This is a genomic window from Lichenihabitans psoromatis, from assembly GCF_004323635.1.
Taxonomy (GTDB): Bacteria; Pseudomonadota; Alphaproteobacteria; order Rhizobiales; family Beijerinckiaceae; genus Lichenihabitans; species Lichenihabitans psoromatis.
Window position 1 is genome coordinate 423,755 of sequence record NZ_CP036515.1, and the last position, 22,581, is coordinate 446,335.

Annotated in this window: 21 protein-coding genes; 16 read left to right on the plus strand and 5 right to left on the minus strand. The window is 63.5% G+C overall.

Annotation, left to right across the window (positions count from 1 at the left end):
- The first annotated feature begins 99 nt into the window (after positions 1-99).
- The 13 genes from EY713_RS02030 to EY713_RS02090 all read left to right on the plus strand — a co-directional run bounded on the left by EY713_RS02030 (position 100) and on the right by EY713_RS02090 (position 15,605).
- Positions 100-1,029 carry a carbohydrate ABC transporter permease gene (locus tag EY713_RS02030; protein WP_131113337.1) on the plus strand — a complete coding sequence of 310 codons (930 nt, stop codon included), beginning with the start codon at positions 100-102 and terminating at the stop codon, positions 1,027-1,029.
- Between the two features lie 14 nt (positions 1,030-1,043).
- Positions 1,044-1,901, plus strand: a complete 858-nt coding sequence (locus EY713_RS02035) for a carbohydrate ABC transporter permease (protein WP_131113338.1) — start codon at positions 1,044-1,046, stop codon at positions 1,899-1,901.
- A gap of 2 nt (positions 1,902-1,903) precedes the next feature.
- Positions 1,904-3,025, plus strand: coding sequence for an ABC transporter ATP-binding protein (locus EY713_RS02040; RefSeq protein ID WP_131113339.1), 1,122 nt, complete (start codon positions 1,904-1,906; stop codon positions 3,023-3,025).
- Entirely contained in the window at positions 3,022-4,149 is a 1,128-nt protein-coding gene (locus tag EY713_RS02045; RefSeq protein WP_131113340.1) for an ABC transporter ATP-binding protein, read from the plus strand. The genes EY713_RS02040 and EY713_RS02045 overlap by 4 nt, the downstream gene beginning before the upstream one ends.
- Positions 4,146-5,714 (plus strand): FGGY-family carbohydrate kinase, encoded by a 1,569-nt coding sequence (locus tag EY713_RS02050; protein WP_131113341.1) that lies wholly within the window; start codon positions 4,146-4,148, stop codon positions 5,712-5,714. Before EY713_RS02045 ends, EY713_RS02050 begins: the two co-directional genes overlap by 4 nt.
- Positions 5,707-6,747 (plus strand): 2-hydroxyacid dehydrogenase, encoded by a 1,041-nt coding sequence (locus EY713_RS02055; protein ID WP_131113342.1) that lies wholly within the window; start codon positions 5,707-5,709, stop codon positions 6,745-6,747. Before EY713_RS02050 ends, EY713_RS02055 begins: the two co-directional genes overlap by 8 nt.
- A 34-nt stretch (positions 6,748-6,781) precedes the next feature.
- The gene (locus EY713_RS02060; protein WP_131113343.1) at positions 6,782-8,284 is read left to right on the plus strand and encodes a glycerol-3-phosphate dehydrogenase; all 1,503 of its coding nucleotides are present in this window, start codon (positions 6,782-6,784) and stop codon (positions 8,282-8,284) included.
- The gene (locus tag EY713_RS02065; RefSeq protein WP_131113344.1) at positions 8,281-9,327 is read left to right on the plus strand and encodes a class II aldolase/adducin family protein; all 1,047 of its coding nucleotides are present in this window, start codon (positions 8,281-8,283) and stop codon (positions 9,325-9,327) included. The genes EY713_RS02060 and EY713_RS02065 overlap by 4 nt, the downstream gene beginning before the upstream one ends.
- Positions 9,324-10,619, plus strand: coding sequence for an FGGY-family carbohydrate kinase (locus tag EY713_RS02070; RefSeq protein WP_131113345.1), 1,296 nt, complete (start codon positions 9,324-9,326; stop codon positions 10,617-10,619). Before EY713_RS02065 ends, EY713_RS02070 begins: the two co-directional genes overlap by 4 nt.
- Positions 10,620-10,644: 25 nt before the next feature.
- Entirely contained in the window at positions 10,645-11,499 is an 855-nt protein-coding gene (locus EY713_RS02075) for a TIGR01459 family HAD-type hydrolase (protein WP_131113346.1), read from the plus strand.
- A gap of 188 nt (positions 11,500-11,687) precedes the next feature.
- Positions 11,688-12,353 carry a 2Fe-2S iron-sulfur cluster-binding protein gene (locus EY713_RS02080; RefSeq protein WP_131113347.1) on the plus strand — a complete coding sequence of 222 codons (666 nt, stop codon included), beginning with the start codon at positions 11,688-11,690 and terminating at the stop codon, positions 12,351-12,353.
- The gene (locus EY713_RS02085) at positions 12,350-13,336 is read left to right on the plus strand and encodes an FAD binding domain-containing protein (RefSeq protein ID WP_131113348.1); all 987 of its coding nucleotides are present in this window, start codon (positions 12,350-12,352) and stop codon (positions 13,334-13,336) included. Before EY713_RS02080 ends, EY713_RS02085 begins: the two co-directional genes overlap by 4 nt.
- Positions 13,337-13,349: 13 nt before the next feature.
- Positions 13,350-15,605 carry a xanthine dehydrogenase family protein molybdopterin-binding subunit gene (locus EY713_RS02090; RefSeq protein WP_131119150.1) on the plus strand — a complete coding sequence of 752 codons (2,256 nt, stop codon included), beginning with the start codon at positions 13,350-13,352 and terminating at the stop codon, positions 15,603-15,605.
- 10 nt (positions 15,606-15,615) lie between these two features.
- On the opposite strand, the gene EY713_RS02095 is transcribed toward EY713_RS02090, so the two are convergent.
- Positions 15,616-16,392, minus strand: coding sequence for a triose-phosphate isomerase (locus EY713_RS02095; RefSeq protein ID WP_131113349.1), 777 nt, complete (start codon positions 16,390-16,392; stop codon positions 15,616-15,618).
- Positions 16,393-16,419: 27 nt separating this feature from the next.
- Positions 16,420-17,337: a TIM barrel protein gene (locus EY713_RS02100; RefSeq protein ID WP_131119152.1), complete on the minus strand. Its 918-nt coding sequence runs from the start codon at positions 17,335-17,337 to the stop codon at positions 16,420-16,422.
- A gap of 190 nt (positions 17,338-17,527) precedes the next feature.
- Between EY713_RS02100 and derI the strand changes: the two genes are divergently transcribed.
- The 3 genes from derI (at position 17,528) to EY713_RS02115 (ending at position 19,302) form a co-directional block, all read left to right on the plus strand.
- Complete coding sequence (gene derI / locus EY713_RS02105) at positions 17,528-17,995, plus strand: D-erythrulose-4-phosphate isomerase (protein WP_131113350.1); 468 nt, start codon at positions 17,528-17,530, stop codon at positions 17,993-17,995.
- Between the two features lie 173 nt (positions 17,996-18,168).
- Positions 18,169-18,816: a TetR/AcrR family transcriptional regulator gene (locus EY713_RS23505; RefSeq protein ID WP_131113351.1), complete on the plus strand. Its 648-nt coding sequence runs from the start codon at positions 18,169-18,171 to the stop codon at positions 18,814-18,816.
- 213 nt (positions 18,817-19,029) lie between these two features.
- Positions 19,030-19,302 carry a hypothetical protein gene (locus tag EY713_RS02115; RefSeq protein ID WP_131113352.1) on the plus strand — a complete coding sequence of 91 codons (273 nt, stop codon included), beginning with the start codon at positions 19,030-19,032 and terminating at the stop codon, positions 19,300-19,302.
- A gap of 56 nt (positions 19,303-19,358) precedes the next feature.
- Here the strand turns inward: EY713_RS02115 and EY713_RS02120 are convergent, their stop codons facing one another.
- From EY713_RS02120 to EY713_RS02130, 3 genes are all read right to left on the minus strand, one after another.
- A complete protein-coding gene (locus tag EY713_RS02120) occupies positions 19,359-20,252 on the minus strand; it encodes a LysR family transcriptional regulator (protein WP_131113353.1) in 894 nt (297 codons plus the stop codon).
- Between the two features lie 146 nt (positions 20,253-20,398).
- Positions 20,399-21,400: a thioredoxin-disulfide reductase gene (trxB, locus tag EY713_RS02125; protein WP_131113354.1), complete on the minus strand. Its 1,002-nt coding sequence runs from the start codon at positions 21,398-21,400 to the stop codon at positions 20,399-20,401.
- Between the two features lie 137 nt (positions 21,401-21,537).
- The gene (locus tag EY713_RS02130) at positions 21,538-22,581 is read right to left on the minus strand and encodes a mitochondrial fission ELM1 family protein (protein ID WP_131113355.1); all 1,044 of its coding nucleotides are present in this window, start codon (positions 22,579-22,581) and stop codon (positions 21,538-21,540) included.

Sequence of the window (22,581 nt, forward strand, 5' to 3'; positions counted from 1 at the left end):
CACTGCTCCGGGTCGGTCGCATGTGCCGCTCCTTCGACGTTGGTCGGCTGCGCTGAAGCAGCCGACCGCGACGCTTCGTTCATTCGCCAAGGACCCGCCATGTCCACGCTCGCCGAAACCGCGCCGCCGCGCCGCAAGGGCTCCTCGCCCGCGTTCCGGCGCGCCCTTCCCTACCTGCTCAGTATGCCGGCGTTGCTCGTCTGCGTGGCCGTGCTCGTCCCCTTCGTGACGGCTGTCTATTATTCGATGCTGCGATACAGGCTGAACCTGCCGAGCATGAAGGGCTTCATCTGGTTCGGCAATTACATCGGCTTCCTCGGCGATAGCGAGTTTTGGAACACTGTCTATGTGTCGCTCGCCTACACGGTGCTGACCGTGGTGGTGGAGCTCCTGCTCGGCCTTGGCATCGCGTTGCTGCTCCGCAAACAAAGCCGCATCAACAACTTCATCTCGATCATGCTGCTGCTTCCGCTGATGACGGCGCCCGCCATCGCGGCGCTGATGTGGAAGCTCATGACCAACCCGAATTTCGGAGTCTTGTCCTATCTGGTCAGCCTCGTCGGCCTGAGTGACTTCCGCTGGGCCTCGAGCCCGACGACGGCGCTCTTCACCGTCGTGCTTGTCGATACCTGGGTCTACACCCCATTCATCATGATCCTGTTGCTGGCGGGCCTACGCTCGCTGCCGCCGCAGCCGTTCGAGGCCGCGGCGCTCGACGGTGTACCGACCAGCTTTGTGTTTTTTCGCATCACGCTGCCGATGCTAACCCCCTACATCATCACGGCGGTGCTGTTCCGGCTTCTCGACAGCATCCAGCAATTCGACATCATCTATGCCATGACGCAAGGCGGCCCAGGCAATCGGCTGATGGTCTTCCAAGTCGAGTCCTACCTGCAGTTCTTCCAATATACGAACGTCGGCAAATCGGCCGCGATGCTGATGATCCTGTGGGCCATCACCTATTTCCTGTCGAACGTCTTCATCAAGAACTGGCTGAAACTGCGCGAACGCGCTCGCGGCCACGCGTAAGGGAGGCAAAACCTATGGATCACTCATCGCCTCTCGTCCGCGTGCTCAAGAGCATCGCCCTGACTTTGATCGTGCTGTTCTTCATGTTTCCGATCGTCTGGATCTTCTTGATGTCGTTCCAGAACAACGACACGATCCTGCGTATTCCGCCGAGCCTCTTCTTCCAGCCGACGCTCGGCAATTACACCGCGCTGATCTCGGGCAAGCTGCAAAGCAGCGCCGGCACGCTCGACATTCCGTTCATGCATAATCTCCTCAACAGCGTGATCCTCTCGACCGTCTCGGTCGGCATCGCTTTGGTGCTGGGCGTGCCGGCCGCCTATGCGTTCGCGCGGTTCAAATTCATCGGCAAGGAAGATATCGCCTTCACGCTGCTGTCGTTCCGCTTCGCGCCGCCGCTTCTCGTGCTGCTGCCGCTCTCCCTGTATTTTCAGGAGATCCACCTCAGCGACACCTATATCGGTCTGATTTGGGTTTATCAGTTGATCGCTCTGCCGCTGATCCTTTGGATCGTGCGGGGCTATTTCGAAGATATCAGCCCCGATATCGAAAGTGCCTATCGCGTGTCCGGTCATAATTGGTGGCAGGCTCTGACCAAGATCGCGATCCCGCTCGCCGGCCCCGGCATCGCGGCGGCTGGGCTGCTGTCTTTCATCTTCTGTTGGAACAACTTTGTGTTCGCGCTGATCTTGGCCTCGGCCGACAAGCAGCCCGTCACGGTGGGAGCGCTCGCCTTCGTGACCGCATCCGGCATTCAATATGGACAGATCGCGGCCGCCATCGTGCTCTCGGTCACGCCGACGTTGCTGCTGGCTCTCTACGCTCAGCGCTATCTCGTCGAAGGCTTGTCGCTCGGCGCGGTGAAAGGTTGACCATGGCCCAGCTCGAACTCTCAGGCCTCACCAAGACGTTCAAGACCGGCACAGCGGTCGATGCGGTCGCGCTCAGGGTGGATCGCGGCGAGATCGTCGCGATTTTCGGCCCCTCCGGGGCCGGCAAGACGGTTCTGCTCCGTCTGATCGCCGGCATCGAAGAGCCGGATGGCGGATCGGTTCATATCGCCGGGCGCGATGTGACGACCGACAGCCCGGAAGCGCGCGGCATCGGCATGGCGTTTCAGAATTTCGCGCTGTTCCCGCATATGTCGGCTTACGCCAATGTCGCGTCGGGCCTCACCGCGACCGACACGCCGAAAGATCAGATCTATACGCGCGTCCAGGCCATCGCCAAGATGCTCAAGATCGACCATGTGCTCGGCCACAGCCCGCGCGAGCTATCGAACGGCCAGAAGCAGCGCACCGCCTTGGCGCGCGCCCTCGTGGCCGAACCCGAACTGCTGCTGCTCGACGATCCGTTGCGGAACGTCGACGCCAAGCTGCGCTACGAAATGCGCCTCGAATTACCCAACCTGCTGCGCCGCTACAACGCGACCGCGCTCTATGTGACGCAGGACTATAAGGAGGCGATGGCGCTGGCCGACCGAATCGTCGTGATGCTGAACGGCAAAGTCGCTCAGATCGCTGATTCGGAAGAGGTCTACAACGCCCCGGCCAGCGTCGAGATCGCGCGATTGTTCGGTGATCCGACCATCAACCTGCTCCCCTGCGAGCCGACCCGCAACGGAGCCGGCCTGACGGTCACGATCGCCAACACGCGCGTGCACATCGGCGACGGCTTCGACATGAAACCGGGGCAAGCCTGCATCTTGGGGATGCGGCCGGAGGATCTCGTGTTGCACGATGGCGCGGCCGATGACGCGATCCCAGTCGACGTTCTGGCGGTCACGCCGCTCAACGAGCGTTACGTGTTTCTCGTCAAAACGCTCGATGGCCGCGAATTGCTCGCCTCGTCGGGAGACCCTGCCAGCGCCGACCGCGCCCATGGTCGTGCCTATCTGACGATCGACCCCACGGCCGTCCTGCTGTTCGACGGCGCCAGCGGCACTCGCATGGCTCGCACAACGCCGACCGCCGCAACGGCCGGGAGGCTCCGATGACCGATACCGCCCTGGCTCTGACCGGCGTCAACAAGCTTTATCACCGGCGCGGCAAGGGGCCGGTTCACGCTGTTCGCCAACTCGACATGGATATCGCCAAAGGCGAGATTGTGGCCCTGCTTGGCTCGTCCGGCTGCGGCAAAACCTCGACGTTGCGCATGGTGGCGGGTTTCGAGGAGGTCTCGTCCGGCACAATCACCCTGGCGGGCCGGTCGATCAATGCGTTGCCGCCAGCCAAGCGCAACGTCGCCATGGCGTTCGAGGGCTACTCGCTTTATCCGCCACTGACGGTGCGAGAGAACATCGCCTTCGCGCTGAAGAGCGCCAAGGTCTCGCGCGACGAAACCGATAAGCGCGTGGCTGAGATTGCGGCCCTGGTCGAGATCGAGTCGATTCTCGATCGCTACCCATCGTCGATCTCGGGGGGGCAACAACAACGTGCCTCGCTGGCGCGCGCGCTGGTCCGCAAGGCCGATCTCTACCTGCTCGACGAGCCCATGGGACAACTCGAGCCACAGTTGCGATCGGTTTTGCGCGGCCGCATCAAGAGCCTGCTGAACCAGAACGGGATGACCGCCATCTTCGTGACCCACGACCAGACCGAGGCCAATGCGCTGGCCGACCGGATCGCCGTCATGGAAGGCGGCATCCTGCAGCAATTCGCCAGCCAAAAGGATCTGAAGGATCGGCCCGCCAATCTGTTCGTCGCGACCTTCATCGGAGAACCACCGATGAACGTGTTCGACGCCCATGTGGTCGAGACCGGCGGCATCGCCCGGCTCGCGATCGAAAACGGCCCCGTGCTCGACTTCGGAGGCGTGGGCCTCACACCGGCGGTTCGCGCTGCGGTCGGCCATCGGACCAAAATCGTGGTCGGCGTCCGGCCCCACAAGGTGAAGATCGGCTCGGGAGCCTTTTCGGCCAAGATCGTTTCGAACCAGTGGCTCGGCGACCAGACGCATGTGGCGGCCGAGGTGGCCGGCAAGCTGCTCGTTTCGGTGACGAGCGAGCGGGTCAGGACCAAGCTCGGCACCGTGACGCCGTTCGGCGTTGAGGCCGCCGACCTGCATCTCTTCGATCCAGGGACCGGCCAAGCGCTGGCGCATGGGATGACGCCGGCATGATCCGTGATCTCCTGATCGGGATCGATGCCGGCACCTCCGTCATCAAGTCGGTCGCGTTCACGCGACGGGGCGAGCAGATCGCCTGTTTCGCGCTGCCCAACACATACGAGAGCATCGACGGCGTTGGGGCCGAGCAGGACATGGCCCGCACGTGGAGCGACACCGCCGCGACGCTGCGGGGGCTGGCCGGGCTGGTGCCCGATCTCGAGCGCCGCACGGCCGCCATCGCGGTGACGGCGCAAGGAGATGGCACGTGGCTGATCGACGACGACGGACGGCCGGTCGCGCCCGCGTGGTTATGGCTCGATGCGCGAGCGGGCGACATCGCCCAGACGATCCGGGATGCGCCAGAGGGTCGTGCGATCTTCGAGCGGACCGGATCGGGCGTGAATGCCTGCCAGCAAGGCACCCAACTCCTGTGGCTGAAGCGCCACCGGCCCGATGTGGTGGCGCGCGCCGCGACAGCGCTGCATTGTAAGGACTGGCTCTACTTCAAGCTGACCGGCGTGCGGGCCTGCGATCCATCCGAAAGCATCTTCACCTACGGCAACATGCGGACCCGTGCCGTCGACCCCGCGGTGGTGGCAGCCCTCGGCTTGACCGACGAGGCACGGCTGATCCCGCCCATCGTCGATGGCATGCGCGAGGTCGGAGAACTGACCGACGTCGCGGCGCGCGAGATCGGCTTCGAGCCCGGGCTGCCGATCGTGCTCGGCTATGTCGATGTCATCACGACCATTCTCGGCGCCGGCCTGTTCGATCCCGAGGCGCAAGCGGGCTGCACCGTCATCGGCTCGACCGGCATGCACGCGCGGCTGGCATCCTCGATCGACGATGTCGTGCTCAACCCGGACTGCACCGGCTACACGATGGCGTTTCCGATCGCCGGAGCCTTCGCGCAACTGCAGTCCAACATGGCCTCGACCATCAACATTGACTGGTTGCTCGACCTCGCGCGCGGCGTTCTCAGCGACCATGATGTCTCGATCTCGCGGCGCGATCTTCTGGCCGGCGTCGATGCGCGCGTGCTCAGCGCCGAACCCGGAAGCCTGATCTTCCATCCCTACATCTCGGAAGCGGGGGAGCGCGGCCCGTTCGTCGACCCGACCGCACGGGCGCAATTCCTCGGCCTGTCGGTGCGGCACGGCTACAGCGACCTGATGCGTGCCGTCTTCGAGGGGCTCGCCTTCGCGGCGCGCGATTGCTACGCCGTAATGGGCGGCGTTCCGGCCGAAATCCGGGTGACCGGGGGCGCGGCGCGCAGCAAGGCCATGCGGACCATCATGGGCGGGGTGCTCGGCGCCCGGATCAGAACCAGCAGCCGCGAAGAAGCGGGCGCGGCCGGCGTCGCCATGATCGCGGCGGTCGCGCTCGGCTTCTACCCCGATCTGTCGGCCTGTGCGGAGGATTGGGTGCGCCCGCTGTTGCAACCCGCGCTCGACCCCGACCCGATCCTGGTCGACCGCTACGATCGCCTGTTCCCCGCCTATGTGGCGGGACGAAAGGCCAGCGCGCCCGTTTGGCATGCGCTGCACGAACAACGGAGAGAGCGTCATCATGGGTAAGGTCATCGCCATCGTGGGCGACCGTTTCATGCTGCCTTCGGTCTTCGCCGACAAGATCGTGGCGGCCTGCGGCAACGACCAGACGATCCGCACCCTCGAACAGCCCTGGCCGGACGTGCCGATGGAGCATGGCTATGCGGGCTCTGCGTTGAGCGGACTGAAGGAATATCTTGGCGACCCGGACGAGATCGTCGCGTTCGTCGGCGATGCCGAATTGTTCGTCACCCATCTGTCGCCCCTGTCGGGCGCCATGATGGATCGGATGCCGGCGCTGAAATTCGTCGCCGTGTCGCGCGGCGGTCCCGTCAACATCGACATGACGGCGGCCCGCGAGCGCGGCATCAAGGTGGTCAACACCCCCGGCCGCAACGCCAGCGCGGTCGCGGAATTCGCGATCGGCGCCATTCTGTCGGAAACCCGGATGATCCGCGCCGGGCATGAAGCGCTGCGCCAGGGTATTTGGCGCGGTGAACTCTACCGGGCCGACACGACCGGCCGGGAACTTAACGAGATGACGGTCGGCATCATCGGCTATGGCGCGATCGGCAGCCGCGTCGTCAAACTGCTGAAGGCCTTCGGATGCAAAATTCTGGTGGCCGATCCCTATGTGCAGATCAGTGCCGCCGACAAAGCCGATGGCGTCGAGCATGTCGGGCTCGAGACGTTGCTGGAGCAATCCGACGTCATCACGCTCCATTCGCGGGTCACGCCGGAAACGACGGGCTTTATCGGCCGCGATGCCTTCGCGCGGATGCGGCCCGGCACCATCTTCGTCAACACGGCGCGCGGCCCGATGGTCGATTACGACGCGCTCTACGATGTTTTGGCGAGCGGCCATCTGCGCGGCGCCATGCTGGAGACATTCGCGGTCGAGCCGGTGCCGCCCGATTGGCCGCTGCTCAAGCTGCCGAACGTCACGCTGACGCCGCATATCGCGGGCGCCTCGGTCCGGACCGTGACTTATGCGGCCGAACAGGCCGCCGAGGATGTGCGACGCTATATCAAGGGCGAGCCGCTGCTCAACCTCTGCTAACAGACGCGGCAACTTGGGTGAAGGATGGCGCCTCATGGTGGATTACGGCACGATCGATCTCGCGATCATCGGTGGAGGCATCAACGGAGCCGGGATCGCGCGGGATGCGGCCGGCCGTGGCTTGAAGACCCTGCTGTGCGAGAAGGGCGATCTCGCCGAAGGCACCAGTTCGCGCTCCGGTAAGCTCGTCCACGGCGGCTTACGTTATCTCGAATATTACGAGTTCCGGCTGGTGCGCGAGGCGCTGATCGAACGGGAGGTGCTGATGCGCGCCGCGCCGCACATCATCTGGCCGATGCGCTTCGTGCTGCCCCATTCGCCCGAACAGCGCGCCGCCTGGATGGTTCGATTGGGGCTGTTTCTCTACGATCACCTCGGGGGCCGCAAACTGCTTCCCCCCTCGCGTCGCATCAATCTTCGGCGCGATCCGGAGGGGAAATCGATCAAGCCCGCCTACAAGACAGCTTTCGAATATTCCGATTGCTGGGTCGACGACGCGCGCCTTGTGATCCTCAACGCCCTCGACGCTAAGTTGCGCGGCGCGACAGTGCTGCCGCGAACGGCCGCCACTTCCGCACGGCGCATCGATGGTTTCTGGCAGATCGAGATGCGCGGGCAGGACGGCACGACCAGCACGGTCAAGGCGCGCGCCCTGATCAATGCGGCCGGCCCCTGGGTCGAGGATGTTCTTGGCCGCATCGCAGGGCGTAACAGCCAGTATAAGGTTCGGCTCGTCAAAGGCAGCCATATCGTGGTGCCGAAATTCTGGGACGGGCCGCAGGCCTACCTGCTGCAGAACGACGACAAGCGCGTGATTTTCGTAAACCCCTATGAGGGTGACCTCTGCCTCATCGGCACGACCGACATCCCCTATGAGGGTCGACCCGAAGACGTCGCGATCGAGCTGAAGGAGATCGAGTATCTGCTGCGGGTCGTGAACCGCTACGCCGTGAAGCCGCTCACCAAGGCTGACATCCGCCACAGCTTTTCGGGCGTGCGTCCGCTCTACGACAATAACGCGGAAGCCAATGCATCGGCCGTGACGCGCGACTACGTGTTCGAAGTGGACGAGCCCGAGAACCAGGCGCCCATGCTGTCGGTCTTCGGCGGCAAGATCACGACATTTCGCAAACTCGCCGAACATGCGCTCGACAAACTCGCCACGACCTTCCCGGCCGCCGGGAAAGCCTGGACCGCGAAGGAAGCGCTGCCGGGCGGCGACATCAAAGATGCCAATTTCAACGCATTCCTTGCGACGCTGCAGGCCGAGACGCCCTGGCTGCCGCCCGCCTTGGCCGAACATTACGCGCATCTTTACGGAACGCGGGCGCGCGAGTTGCTGACAGGCGCGACCAGGCTCAACGATCTCGGCCGGCACTTCGGCGGCCTGCTGTATCAGCGCGAAGCGGAATTCCTGCAGCGTACCGAATGGGCCAAGACATCGGCCGACATCCTGCAACGCCGCACCAAACACAGCCTGCATATGACGCCATCCGAGCGTCAAGACTTCGAACACTGGATGGATGCCGCCGCATGATGCAGCTTCGCGAGACATCGCCCGAAAGCCTCGCCTTGGCGGCGCTCGCGGTCCGCGTCGGGTCCGATCCGTCGCTGGTTCAGGGTCCGGGGGGCAACGTCTCGATCAAGATCGACGGCGTTCTCTGGGTGAAAGCCTCCGGCACGTGGCTGGCCGAGGCTGAAACACGCGACATCATGGTGCCGGTCGCGCTCGAGCCGCTGCTCGACGCGTTGAAACGCAATGACCCGGCCTGTGAGACGAGCGTCGATTTCGTCCGGCAGGACCTCAACGACAACAAGCTTCGTCCCTCGATCGAGACGACCCTACACGCCGTGCTGCCGCAGCGGATCGTGGTTCACGTCCATTGCGTCGAGACACTCGCGCATGCGGTCCGCTCCGACGTGCGCGACCGCGTGGCGGCTCCGCTCGCGGGTCTGCCCTATGTGGTCGTGCCTTATGCGCGGCCGGGCGTGCCGCTTACTCAGGCGATCGTCGCGGAACTGAAGCCGGACACCACCATCCTTGTGCTGGCAAACCACGGCCTCGTGGTGGCGGCCGACACCGTTGAGGAGGCCGATGCCCTCCTGACCGAGGTGGTGCGCCGCCTGCGCGTCCCGAAAAAGCCGGCGAGCCCCGCCGATGATGCGACGCTCGCGGCGCTGGCGGAGGGCACCGCCTATGAGATCGCCGATGCGGCGCTGCATGGGCTCGGCGTGGAGGCGAGCGTGTGTCGCCTCGCGGCCGGCGGCTCGCTCTACCCCGATCATGTGATCTTTCTCGGACCCTCGATCATCACGTCACAGCCCGGCGAAAGCGTCGCCGAGGCTATCGCGCGCTCCGGCCGTACCAATCCGCCGATGCTGGTCGTACCCGGCGCGGGCGTGCTGTTCCGCAAGGACGCGACACCCGCCATGCGGGCGCTCGGCGGCTGCCTCGCCGACGTCATGTCGCGCCTGCCCGCCGACGCGCCGCTGGCCTATCTGACCCATGACGACGAAGCCGCCCTGCTCGGCTGGGACGCGGAGAAATATCGTCAGGCGCTCGACCGGACACCGGCATGACGAACGCCGATCGGCCGGCCGACACTCTCGTCCTCGGCATTGATATCGGCACGTCGGGCGTCAGGATCGTCGCGATCGACGCCTCGGATCGTGTCGTGGCAAGCGCCGCCGTGCCGATGGCGCCCCCCGACCGAGTCGGGGCACGGATCACCCAGGACCCGGAGGTCTGGTGGACTGCGACCGAGACGGCATTGCACCAGATCCTCGGGACGATCGATATCGCATGCGTGCGTGCCATCGCGGTTGACGGAACCTCCGGCACGGTGCTGGCGGTCGACGAGGCCGGTCAGCCGATCGGCAGGGCCAGCCTCTACAACGATACGTGCCCGCCCGAGATCGTGGCCCGCATCGGCGGCGTGGCGCCCGACGGCAATGCCGCGCGGGGCGCGACCTCGGCGCTCGGCCGAGCCTTGGCGCTTCAGGATCAGCCCGGGACCGTTCGTATTCTGCACCAGGCCGATTGGATCGCGGCGCGGTTGACGGGGCGGTTCGGCACCTCCGACGAGAACAACGCCTTGAAGACCGGTTATGACCCGGTCGAGCGGTGCTGGCCGGACTGGATCGCCGCCACCGGTCTCCGGATCGGTCTGTTGCCGAAGGTTGTGGCGGCCGGAACGCCGATCGGCCCGATCGCGGCAGAGGCCGAAGCAGCCTTCGGGCTCGAACCGACGACCCTGGTCGTGGCCGGCACGACGGATGGCTGCGCGGCCTTTCTGGCGACAGGGGCTACAGGTCTCGGCGAGGGCGTCACATCGCTCGGCTCGACGCTGGTCCTGAAGCTTCTCTGCGATGCCCCGATCTTCGCGCCTGCCTATGGCATCTACAGCCACCGGATCGGCGACATGTGGCTTGCGGGCGGCGCCTCGAACAGCGGCGGAACGGCCCTGCTCGGCTTCTTCACGGCCGAGCGAATGCGCGCTCTCGAACCGGAGCTCGATGCCGACACGCCGACCGGCCTCGATTATTATCCCCTGCCCGGCCCCGGAGAACGATTCCCGATCAACGACCCGGCGCTGCCGTCTCGTTGCGAACCGCGCCCCGCGTCGGACGCGACCTTCTTCCAAGGGCTTCTCGAAGGCGTCGCGGCGGTCGAAGCGCTTGGCTATCGTCGGCTTGCCGAACTCGGCGGGCCGCCGCTCGTGTCGATCCGCACCGTCGGCGGCGGGGCCAACAATGCAGCGTGGTCGCGCATCCGATCCCGCCTGACGGGCGTTGCTTTGCTGCCCCCAGCGCATGCGGAGGCGGCCTGCGGCGCGGCATGGCTCGCCCGCCGCGGATTGAATACGGCCTGAGACACGGCAAGAGGATCGAAACGGTATGACGATGTCGACGTTCATCGATGGTCTCGACGAGATCATGACCCGCTTCGATGCTTTTCTGATCGACCAATATGGCGTCATGCATGATGGCAAGACGCCCTATCCAGGTGCGGTCGAGGCGATGTCGCGGCTGACGGCAGCTGGCAAGATCGTCATCGTGCTAACCAATTCGGGCAAACGCACCGGCCCCAACATGGCCCGCATCGAGGCGATCGGCTTTCCGCGATCGAGTTATTCGTCGCTGGTCAGTTCGGGTGAGGTCACGTGGCAGGGCTTGCGGACGGGAGCGTTCGGCGAGCCTTTCGAAGCCGGGTGCCGGGTCCACATCATTGGCAAACAGGGCGACGATTATGGCCTCGACGGCCTCGACCTGATTGTCGTGGCCGAACCCGAAAGCGCGGATTTCATCGTCATGGCGGGCAGCGACTGTCCCCGGACCAGCCTCGACCATTACAGCAACATGTTGGTAGCGGCGGCAGCGCGTCACGTCCCGGCGCTCTGCGCCAATCCCGATCGCATGATGCTGACGAGCGAGGGGCCGCAGCCCTCGTCCGGCGCCATCGCGGCAATCTACGAGACCCTTGGCGGCCGTGTAACCTATGTCGGAAAGCCGTTCGGTGCGATTTATCGGCACGCCGCCAAGAGCGTCGGCAATGATCCGGCCCGCGTTCTCTGTATCGGTGATAGCCTTGAGCATGACGTGCTGGGAGGTGAGAGCGCCGGGTTCAAGACTGCGCTGGTCCGAACCGGCCTTCTGCAAGACATCGACGATGCGACCTTACGCGACATGCTGGCGGCAACCTCGCATAAGCCCACCTATGTGCTGCCTACCTTAAGTCTTACCTCACGATAGACCCCTCCGGTCGGTCACGTCGGCGGCGGGATGTCGCGCAAGATGCGTGGACCTAAGCGGAGCGTCCTCGCGTTCGACATCTAGATTGGAATGGTTCGCAACAGCGGCCATTGCCCGACGCTAGCCCTTTCTTCTTGGGAATATGTCCCGAAGGCTTGCGCTCCCGCCGGTACACGACGAGGAACATCATGAGTCTCGACGACGATACGCCGTTCGGCGTCACACGCCGGCAAGTGATCGAGGGTGGCGCGGCCTTTGCGGTCCTCGGTTTTGTCCGCCCCGGCTTCGCGGCCGAAGTGAACCCGGTGGCGCCTCCTGTTCTGCCGACAGACCCCGGTCTCTCAACGATGGCTGTCCGGTTGACGGTCAATGGCAGCGACAAGGCCTTGAATCTCGATACGAGAACCACGCTTCTTGACGCGTTGCGCGAGCATCTCGGTTTGACCGGCTCGAAGAAGGGTTGCGATCACGGCCAGTGTGGCGCCTGCACGGTGCTGGTCAACGGACGACGGATCAACTCCTGCCTGAGCCTCGCGGCGATGCATGAGGACGATAAAATCACGACGATCGAGGGTTTCGCCAAGGGTGATGTGCTGCATCCGCTGCAAGCGGCCTTCGTCCATCACGACGGATTCCAATGCGGCTATTGCACCCCAGGTCAGATCTGCTCTGCGGCCGGCATGTTGAGCGAGCATAAGGCCGGAATGCCGAGCGTCGTGACGGCCGATCTCACGCAGGATCCAGCACTGACCGATGACGAAATTCGCGAGCGGATGAGCGGCAATATTTGTCGGTGCGCCGCCTACCCGAACATCGTGGCGGCCATCAAGGACGCATCGGGAGCAACGCTATGAAGAGCTTCACGTTCGAGCGCCCAGATAGCGTCGTCGCCGCCGCGAAGGCGGTGGCCGACAATACCAATGCCAAATTCATCGCCGGCGGCACCAATCTTCTTGATCTGATGAAGCTCGAGGTCGAGACACCCACCCACCTGGTCGACGTCAATCGCCTGTCGCTTGCGGCGATCGACGACACGCCAGAGGGCGGTTTGCGGATCGGCGCCATGGTTCGAAACAGCGATCTCGCGGCCGACTCCCGCGTGCGTCAGCATTATGGGGTGCTCAGCCGCGCGCTCTTGTCGGGTGCCTCGGGACAGCTCCGCAATAAGGCGACAACGGCCGGAAACCTCCTCCAACGCACGCGTTGCTACTATTTTTACGACACGTCCAAGCCCTGTAACAAGCGCGAGCCCGGCTCGGGCTGTGCCGCGCTGGAGGGCTTCAACCGCATTCACGCGATCCTTGGGGCGAGCCAGGATTGTATCGCGACTCACCCGTCAGATATGGCGGTCGCGATGCGGGTGCTCGATGCGACCGTCGAGACGGTGACGCCCGATGGCCAGACGGCATCGATCCCGATTGCGGATCTCCATCGCCTTCCCGGCAACACGCCGCAGATCGAAACGACCCTGCAGCATGGTCAGATCATCACGGCCGTGACGCTCCCGGCGCCGCCGAAGGGCGTTCAAATCTACCGCAAAGTGCGCGATCGGGCCTCTTATGCCTTCGCGCTCGTCTCGGTAGCCGCCATCGTGGACGCCTCGGACGGCAAGATCGGATCAGCCAGACTGGCGTTCGGCGGCGTGGCCCATAAGCCGTGGCGCGAACCGCAGGCCGAAGCGATGTTGGCTGGACAGACGGCCAACAAAGCGTTGCTCGACCATGCGGCCGATGCCGTCCTCGTCGGCGCGAAGGGCTATGGCGAGAATAATTTTAAAATCCCGTTGGTCCGCCGCGCCTTGAACGCCGTGTTGACCGCCGCCACCCAATCGGCGTGAGGAGCCCATCATGATCAACATGAACAACCCGGTCGGTCAGACGCCTCTCGATCAGGCAGGCGGGGTCATCGGAAAATCGCTCGATCGTGTCGACGGCCCCCTTAAGGTCGTCGGCGCGGCGACCTATGCGGCTGAATATAAGGATGTCGGCGGCAAGATGTCTTATGGCTTCTTGGTTCAAGCCACGATCGCAACCGGCCGGATGAGTGCGATCGATACGGCAGCAGCCGAAAAGGCGCCGGGCGTCTTGCTCGTCATGACGCATCAGAACGTGCCCGCGCAGGGCCCGAAAACATCGACTAGCGCACCCCAACTCGCCAGTGACAAGATCTTGTTCTTCGGCCAACCGATTGCCCTCGTTGTCGCCGAGACGTTCGAGCAAGCACGCGCGGCGGCCTTCATGGTCAAGCCGACCTACGACGCCAAGCCCGGGACCTTCGACCTTGCGGCGGGGCGCAGCGACGCTGTCGTGCCGAAGCCAAACAATGGCAGCAAGCCCGATTCTGCTCTGGGTGACTTTGCCGGCGCTTTCGGCGAAGCGGCCGTGACGGTCGACGTGACCTATACGACGCCGCCGCAAGCCCATGCGATGATGGAGCCCCATGCGACGATCGCGGTGTGGAACGGCGACCAACTCACGCTTTACACGGCCAATCAGATGCTGAGCCGCGGCCTCGAAACGGTATCGTCGACGCTCAACATGCCGAAAGACAAGGTCAGGCTTCTGAGCCGTTACGTCGGGGGCGGTTTCGGGGCGAAGCTGCAGGTTCAATCCGACGCGATTCTGGCGGCGCTGGCAGCCAAGATGCTCGATCGGCCCGTGAAGCTGGTGCTGACCCGGCCTCAGGTGTTCCACGTCACGACGCATCGGACCGATACGATCCAGCGTCTGCGCCTTGGGGCAAAGGCGGATGGGACGATGGTGGCGATCGGCCATGAGTCCTGGTCCAACAACACGCCCGGCGAAGCTTTCTACGAGACCGCAGCAAATGCGACCCGCAGCATTTACGCGGCACCAAACCGGATGACGGCGCATCGGTTGGCGACGCTGGATCTGCCGGTATCGGCCTCTATGCGCGCACCGGGCGAAGCCGTCGGACTTCTGGCGCTGGAATGCGCCATGGACGAACTCGCAGTCGCGCTCAAGATGGATCCGATCGCTCTCCGCATCATCAACGAGCCGACCGAAGACCCAGAAAAGAAAATTCCGTTCTCCAGTCGTTCGCTTGTGCCCTGCATGCAGAAGGGCGCTGACCTGTTCGGCTGGTCGAAGCGGAACGTGACGCCCGCCTCGGTTCGGGATGGCCACTGGTTGGTCGGTATGGGGATGTCTGCGGCTATCCGCGGCAATCCGATGCTGCCCGCCAAGGCCCGGGTTCTTCTCGACCATGACGGCGTCGCGACGGTGCAGACCTCGATGACCGATATCGGCACAGGCTCCTACACGATCCTTGGACAGATCGCAGCCGATATGTTGGGCTTACCGATCGATAAGGTCCGGGTCGAACTCGGCGATACGGCGTTCCCGGCAGCCCCCGGCTCGGGCGGTTCGTTCGGCGCAAACTCGGCGGGCGCGGCGGTCTACGACGCTTGCGAGACGATGCGAAACCTGCTGGCGCAGCGCGCCAAGCTTGACGCGTCGATGGCGGTCTTCTCGGGTGGCACGATCCAAGCGGGCGGGCAGTCACAAACCTTGGCCGACCTTGTCGGGCCCACAGGATTGGTCGCCGACGGTGCGGCCGACCCGGGCGACTCGCGGAAGAAATACTCACAGGATTCCTACGGCGCGCATTTCGCCGAGGTCGGCGTCGACATGGATACGGGCGAGATCCGGCTTCGGCGGATGCTCGGCGTCTTCACAGCCGGGCGCATTCTCAACGCCAAAACGGCGCGGTCCCAGGCGATTGGCGGGATGACCTTCGGCGTGGGAGCGGCCTTGGTCGAGGATCTCGTCATCGATAAGCGCTACGGCACCTTCATGAACAATAATCTGGCCGAGTATCATGTCCCGGTCCATGCCGACATTCCACAGATCGAGGCGGTTTTCCTGCCTGAACTCGACGACAAATCCAGCCCGATGAAGAGCAAGGGCATCGGAGAACTTGGTATTTGCGGCGCCGGCGCGGCTGTTGCCAATGCGGTGTTCAACGCCACGGGCATTCGCATTCGCGACTACCCCCTGACGCTCGATAAAGTGCTGGCGGGGTGGGATGCCGACGACAAGGTCCAGCAGCGGAGCTCGACGTCGCCCGCGTTGATGCCGGGGTAAATAGCCCGCGCTAAAAACCCGCTCGCAGGCTGGTCGTCACGGCATCGACGATCCCAAGATAGCCGCTCGCGGCCCAGGCCGAGCGGCCGATGAACAACCCGTCGATATGCGGCTTGCCAGCAAGCTTGCGGCAATTGTCTGGATTGACGCTCCCGCCGTAAACGACATCGAGCGTCTCCCCCATGATCGCGGTCGTGAGCGCTTTGATTAGGCGATGCTGTTCGTCGGCGAAATCCGGATCGGCCGGTATGCCGCCCTCTCCGATAGACCAGACCGGCTCATAGGCGAAGACGATGGCGTTTCGGCTCTCCGGTCCAACCAGCGACAGCGCCGCGCGAACCTGACGTTCGAGCACCGCTGCTGTTTGCCCTGCGTCGTAGGCGTCTCGCGTTTCGCCGATACACACCAGGGCCAGAAGACCATGCCGAACCGCCGACGCGGTTTTCTTCGCCACGGTCTCGTCCGTCTCGCCGAAGAAAGTGCGCCGCTCGCTATGGCCGATCTCGACGAGGCGCGCGCCGCAATCCAGGATCATGGCGGCCGACACCTCGCCGGTCCAGGCTCCCGCTTCAGCCCAATGCATGTTCTGCGCCCCGACCGTAACGGGCGTCCTTGCAAGAAGATCGGCGACATCGGCGATCGATGTAAAAGGCGGGATCACGAAGAGCCTGGCGTTGGCTGTCTCGATCAGAGGGCTTGCGACCAGCGCGCGGGCGAAGTCACGGGCTTCGGCCCGGATCTTGTTCATCTTGAAGCTGGTGCCGATCCACGGTCGCTTGGCCGCCATGATGTCGTCCTTGGGTTTCTTGTGAGGTCAGCGCCCGACATCCACGAACGGCGCCCAGAACGCAACAGACTCTGCCATACTGCTCACGACGGCGCGGTCGGCCGGCTCACGCTCCCGAAAGGCCAGTTCGAGACAGAGCTCGTTGTCGGTGCCCCCACCCGACCGCACGGCAGCGATCAGACGCTCCGGCGTGATCCTGCCGTCTCGATTATAGGCCTCCGTGAACGGCCAATGGCCGCCCTTGTTCATGGAACTCTGCTTGATGTGGATGATGGGTGACTGAGCCGCGAAATCCTCCGCCCAGCGGTATGGGTCCGTATCGGACGGATCTGCGGATGAGATGTCGCCATGGTCGATATCGACCATCGGTTTCAGCGGGATCGGCAGCTTGGCCGCGTCAATCTCGTCTTGCAGGCGTTGCGTCTCGGCCAGGGTATGACCGAATTCACGCGCAACCGACATCGGCTCCCAAAACAGGTAGGTCAGCCCGCGCCGAGCCGCATGCTCCGCCACCTGTCGCCAACAATCCAGCGCCGCATCCAGCACGAGTTTGCGGCGCGCGACGTCGTCGAAGTCGCGATAGGTCAGAATGGCATATTGAGTGCCGATGGCCGGGCAACCGAGATCGGCTGCGATATCGGCCAGTTGCTTGAACCAGTCGACGTAATAGGCGCGCACGTCGGCATCGGGATGCCCGAAATGGTTCAAGCGCCCATAAGGGCCGGTCATCATCGACGTGATGTGCAGCCGCTCGGCCGCGCAAGCCTTCGCCATCCTGGCCGTCAGCCTTGCGATCAGCGCAGCTGGCCAACTCGGATTGATGAACTCATGCGTGAGTTGCACGGAGCCGATGCCGACGTCGCGCGCCAGAACCGCGACGAGATCCTCCGGTTCGGCAAAGCGATTGACGAACGGATTGGTGCTAAGCGAGAGTTTGAACGTGATGGGCCTATCCTCCGGACGGGCTCTCTCACGGAGCCTCATCAATCCTATCGATCGTGGTGTCGCGTGAAAATTCTTGCAAGCCTTGCAATATTTTCACAAACCTGTCGGACGTGCAAATGGCTTGTATTCGGTCGCGAACAGCCACACGTCAGGCGCACGACAACGATGCGAACCGCTAAGGGAGTCGAAGATGAAGCTTGTGATCGGGGCCGATAGCGCCGGACATCCTCTGCTCGAGGTGATTGCCAAACATCTCGCCACGAAACCGGATCTGCAGGTCACCGATTATTCGGTTTCGAAGGAGAGTGCGCCGGAGTTCTATGCCCATACGGCTGAACGCGCGGCCCTGGCGATTGCGGCCGGTACGTTCGATCGCGGTATTCTCTTTTGTGGCACCGGCATCGGCGTCAGCATTTCGGCCAACAAGGTTCCGGGCATCCGCGCCGCCTTGACCCATGACACCTACTCAGCGGAGCGGGCCGCGAAGAGCAACAATGCCCAGATCATCACGCTCGGCGCTCGGGTGGTCGGTCCGGAACTCGCGAAGGCCATCGTGGATAGCTGGCTCGCTTCAGACTTCGACGCTCAGGGGTCGTCCGCCGGCAATGTCGCGGCCATCGATGGTCTCGATCACAAATATTCCAAACCAACCGGCTAAAGCCGGTGTGACCATCCGCAACGCCGACCAGTGAGGGCGGCGTTGCGGGCGATGAACCGCGTCGGCGGGCGGTATATTAATTAACATGGATCAAGTCATAATTTTACCGGGCGGAATAACGTCGGCTGTTGTCTGTTGCCGTAGCATTGCCGTGAACGGGTCGGTCGCGCAGGATGGTGGTCAAGCGAATTCAGGGGCGCCCTGTGCGGGGCGAAGGGGATGTTGGCCGAGGCAAGCTGATCGAAGCTGCCCGGTCGCTTCTTAGAGCGCCGAGCGCCACGGATATATCCCGCAAAGCGGTGGCCGAAGCGGCTGGCGTCACGCCGGCTCTCGTCAGCTATTATTTCCGCGACAAGGAAAGCCTGCTGGCAGCCGCCACTCAACCGGTGATCGACGCGCGGATCACGCAACTCAAAACCATTATGGCGACGGCGAGCGACGCGACCACCACGCTGCGAGCCCTCGTGATCCTCTTCATCGACAGCAATCGACAAGATCATCAGATTATCGAACACCATCTGCGGACGTCGTGGAACCGGAACGACGCGTCCCTGAGAAGCGACGCGACGGTCGCGGCTTACGATTCCATCGTGCGGTTTTTCAACGACGGTGCCGACGCCGGCGCATGGAGCCGTTTTGATGTCCGGTTCTTCATCATCGCTCTCTGGGGCTTGTGTCGTGGCGCCGCTCAAACCCTCGGACCAGGGGAGCCGATCTCGGCGCTTGCCATGGAAGAACGGGCAGACTTCGTCATGAACTTGGTTCTGCATGGCATTACGTCGTCAGGATCAAATCCTATTGCAAAGCCTAAAGCCGATTAGTACAATTTTACCTATTCGATACGTAACAATACTGTTGCTTTCTTTTTTATCCGGTTGCGCGTCTACCTACATTGAAGTTAAGTCTCTGCTGGATTGACGGTTCTTTAATGCGGCGGTGTGGTTTAAATGTGTGCCAAAACTGTACTTGTACTCGAGCCAGACGCCACCGTGTTGAATGCTGTCGCGGCATGTCTGTCGAGTGCTGGATATGGCATGACGATACTCGACACGGCCGAAGCCTTGCTTGATTTCCTCTGGGAACAAGGCGACGATGTCGAAATGATCTGCATCGCTGCCAACGCGGTTCCGACGAGTGAACTGGACCCGCTCATCGCGATCGTGGCTGACGATTGGCCGACGATCCGGCTGATCGTCACGGGGTCGGCGACGCAGCAGCAGTCGCCGTCCGACCGGATCGAGATCTACTCTGGCCCGATGTCCGAGAGCTTGATGACTGAGATAGTTTCGCGCCTCGACAAAGACTGACCGCAGTGGCGTTGGTTAACGAGAGCCCGTCTGGTCCGTTCGACCGACGATCGAGCTTAAAACCGCCAACGCTGGGCGTTCGAGACGAGAAAGTCGCGGAACACCTGGACCCGAGCGACGCTTTTCAGTTCCTCCGGGTAGACGAAGAAACAATCGAGTTCCGGCATTTCGGCATGTTGGAGAAGTTGCACGACGCCGCTCTCGGGCTCGACCGCATAATCGGGCAGCACACCGATACCCGCGCCGCTCTGCACTGCCGTCCGCAACGCCACCATATTGTTGACCGTGAGGGCAGAGCTTCGCGATCCCTTTGCATCGCGGCCGACGATCTGAAGTGAATTCAACATCGGGGTCAGATAATTCGCGGTGCCGCCGCTATATTCGATCAAACGATGCTTATCGAGATCATCGGTAGATTTCGGCTGGCCGTGGCGCTTGAGGTAGCTGGTCGACGCATAGGCGTGATAGCGCACCGTAAACAGACGCCTCCGGATAAGATCGGGCTGGAGCGGCTCGCGAAGGCGCAACCCGACGTCGGCCTCCCGCATGCCGAGGTCCAATTCCTCGTCCGTGATGATGAGCTGGACGCGGATGTCGGGGTAGAGTTCAAGAAAGTCGCCGAGGCGCGGCGTCAACCAGAACGTGCCGAGCGCATAATTCGTGGTGATCCGAAGTTCGCCATTGGGCTTTTCCCGGCTGTCGGTCAGCCGCGTCTTCACGACGTCGAGCTTCAGCATGACGTCCTGAACGGTGCGGAGCAGCAATTCGCCCTGCTCGGTGAGGATCAAGCCGCGCGCGTGGCGATGGAACAGCGGAACCTCGAGATCCTGTTCCAAGGCGCTGATCTGGCGGCTCACCGCCGATTGGCTGAGATTAAGGCTTTGGCCGGCATGCGTGAAGGATCCCGCCTCCGCTGCAGCCTGAAAGACACGCAATCTATCCCAATCCACGGCTCACTCCTTCGGCGAGCATCTCGCGCTGCCCTGCGCTCGATCGACCATCGATGGAAGCGCCCGCGACGCGATATGCATCAAGCGCATCACAGACACGTTATATCGATGATTATGGATCGGTCGAGCCGGCGTTCCGGCTCATTTCAATCCCAAGCGCCGATCATCTGCTCTTCACGCCGTTCCTCGGCGCGCTCGCCCGGATCATGCGAATGCTCGGCCAGAAACTTCTCCGCTTCCAAAGCCGCCATGCACCCCATGCCGGCCGCCGTGACGGCTTGGCGGTAGATGCGATCCTTCACATCGCCGGCCGCGAATACCCCGGGAATGGACGTTGCGGTCGAATCGGGTTTGGTCAGGATGTATCCGTCAGGATCGGTCGGCACTTTGCCGACGAAGACGGATGTGGCCGGCGCATGACCGATGGCCACGAATACGCCGTCGACGGGCCGATGTTCTGCCGCGCCCGTGCGAACATCCCGCAACTTGATCCCGGTCACGCGGCTCGGTACGCCATCGCCGACGATCTCGTCGACGACCGTGTGCCACAGCACCTCGATCTTCGGGTTAGCGAATAGGCGGTCCTGCATGACCTTCTCGGCCCGGAAGGTGTCGCGTCGATGCACCATCGTGACCTTGCGGACGTGGCGGGTCAGATACAGCGCATCTTCCACCGCCGTATTACCGCCGCCGACCACCACCACATCCTTGTTCTTGAAGAAAGCGGCATCGCAAACCGCGCAGCCGCTCACCCCTTGCCCGAGAAAAGCCTGTTCGGACGGCAGCCCCAGCCACTTGGCCTGAGCCCCGGTCGCGATAATGACGGTGTCGGCCACATAGGTGTCACCGGCGTCCGACTGGCAGACGAAGGGCCGCTTGGAGAAATCGACCTCGGAGATGAGATCATAGACGAGCTTGGCGCCGGTATGCGCGGCCTGCGCCTGCATCTTGTCCATCAGATCGGGCCCGAGGATCGAGGTCTCACCCGGCCAATTCTCGACATCGCTCGTAATGGTCAATTGTCCACCGGGCTGCAGGCCCTGGACGACGATGGGCTCGAGGTTGGCGCGGGCCGCATAGATCGCGGCCGTATAGCCGGCCGGACCAGCCCCGATGATCAGGGCCTTGGTTTTGAATGTGGTTGCCATAGCCGGAACATTTCCGCGCCTCAACTCAGCGTGAGCGACGAGGCTTTGTCTAAAATGACGGGATCTCTGGCATTTTTAATAAGAAGGCGCGGGCGGTCGCGCAAGCATGCTGTCTCGCCCAACCGAGCCACCGCGCATCAGGGCACTGTCGAGGCTTCGCCGCCTCGCGCGCAAAAATCGTTGAAACTGGTCGCTATTGCGCGGGCAATCACCGGCGTCGCATCGAGGGGCGTGTAGGCAAACTTCTCAAGCTTGCCGCCCCAGCGCCGCGCCGCGCCAACCTCGATCAAGCGATCCACGAAGGCCGTGATCTTGCGATGGCCGCCACCGACCTCGATGATATGGATCGGCGCGCCGGTCATGGCGGCCTCTCCGATCATGTTGACGCTGTCGCCGGTCACGACGATGGACGACGCGAGCGCCAGCATCGCCAGATAGGGATTCGAGCCCTCCCCGGTCCAGACGAAACAACGGCCGGATACATCCGGCTGGCTTGAGAGCGCCAGCAACGCGCGGATCAACGCCGATGGGGTTCGACGAGACGGCGAGATCATCAGGCCATGGCCGGCGTCCAGCACGGTCTTCGCGACCGTCAGGACGCGGGCCACGTCGTCCGCGTCGAACCGATGGTGTTGGCTTGGGCCGCCGATCATCATCGCGACCCGGGGCTGCGGAAGGCCGGCCAGCCGCGCATCGGGTGACTGGCGTGACAGATCCAGCGCCGAGGTGGTCAGCCGATGCGGCGATGTCAGCGTCACGATCACGTTGGCTCCCCGCAACGGGTCGTGCTCCGGCACCCAGATCACATCGGCTGCCGTGACGCCGATCCGCGGATCTTTCAGGAAGGCCGTGAAGGTTCGCCCGCGTGACGCGCGTTTCAGCGCTCGCAGCGCCGGTACGGCCCGACGCCCTGACGCAAGCGCGATATCCGGCAGATCACCGGCAAGGGGTCCACCAGGCCGGCCGACTGCGTCTCTCGGGTCGAGCGGGCCGCGAGGCGCGATCCACGACCAGGGTGGACGCGGGCGGACGATGCGCTGCTGTGGATCGAGACCGAGCGCGGCCGCGACACCGAGGCATTGGATGAGATCGCCGGCCTTGCCGTCGGTGACGATCCAGCAGCTCGTCGCGGGGGGGAGAAGCGAGCTTTCAGGATCGAGAGCGAGGTCCGCGTCCGCCAC